The sequence below is a fragment of the Halalkalibacter oceani genome, from assembly GCF_023715605.1.
Taxonomy (GTDB): domain Bacteria; phylum Bacillota; class Bacilli; order Bacillales; family Bacillaceae_D; genus Halalkalibacter; species Halalkalibacter oceani.
Window position 1 is genome coordinate 1 of sequence record NZ_JAMBOL010000069.1, and the last position, 968, is coordinate 968.

The 968-nt window shown below is 40.1% G+C and carries 1 protein-coding gene; it reads left to right on the plus strand.

Features of this window, described 5'->3' with window-relative positions; all coding sequences use genetic code 11:
* On the plus strand, positions 1–966 hold a 966-nt coding region (locus M3202_RS21985; protein WP_251225348.1), incomplete at its 5' end, for an IS4 family transposase.
* Between the last annotated feature and the right edge of the window lie 2 nt (positions 967–968).

The following is a 968-nucleotide window of genomic DNA, read 5'->3' on the forward strand; positions in this document are numbered from 1 at the left end:
GCTCGTTGTATGGATCATTCTTCATTGAAGAACCGTTTCTATAAAGGGTTTCGTATGCTTACCCTTGGTTGGTCGGATGGCTGTACGTTCATGCCTCTGGATTTTACGTTGTTAAGCTCCACCAACGCACAAATTAACGGGATTTCCGAACACATTGATAAACGCTGTTCTGGATACAAACGTCGAGTAGAAGCGTTAGAATCCGCACCTTCCATTGTTCCAAGCATGGTCAAGAGAGCACTAGATGCAGGTGTCTCAGCGGACTATGTGTTAATGGATACATGGTTTACACAGCAACCGCTCATACAATCTATCGTTGAAATCGGTCTTGACGTGATTGGAATGGTCAAAGCAACGAATCAACGCTATTTGGTGAACCATCAAAAGCTATCTTTAAAAGCATTGTATAAGGTGGCCACACCTGTTTCGAACCAGAAAGGCATTTTGCGTTCTGTTCATACAACAATGGCAAATGGTATTCCAGTCAAAGTTGTATTTGTTCAAAACCGAAACAAAAAGAGTGAATGGCTGGCGATTCTTAGCACTGATTGTACGCTTTCTGAACAAGAAATCGTCCGTCTCTATGGAATGCGTTGGGATATTGAGATCTTCTTTAAAACGACCAAATCCTTATTACGTCTTCAAAAAGAGTTCCAAGGTATGTCCTATGATTTACTCATTAGTCATACAACGATTGTCTTTTCTCGGTATATCGTTTTGTCATGGCAACACCGTTGTCATAACGATTATCGTACATTAGGTGGACTCTTCTATGAACTTTGTGATGAAGTCAATGAACTGGATTGGGCTGTTGCATTACAACACTTAATCGAGCTTCTTCAAGATACCCTTAAAAAGTCAAATAAAACTATTCAAAAATGGATGAAAAGTCAACTTCAGCAATGGATTAGCGGTCTGCCTACCTATATCAAGGCTTATTTATCAATTTCAGTCTGCGAAGTTTGAGT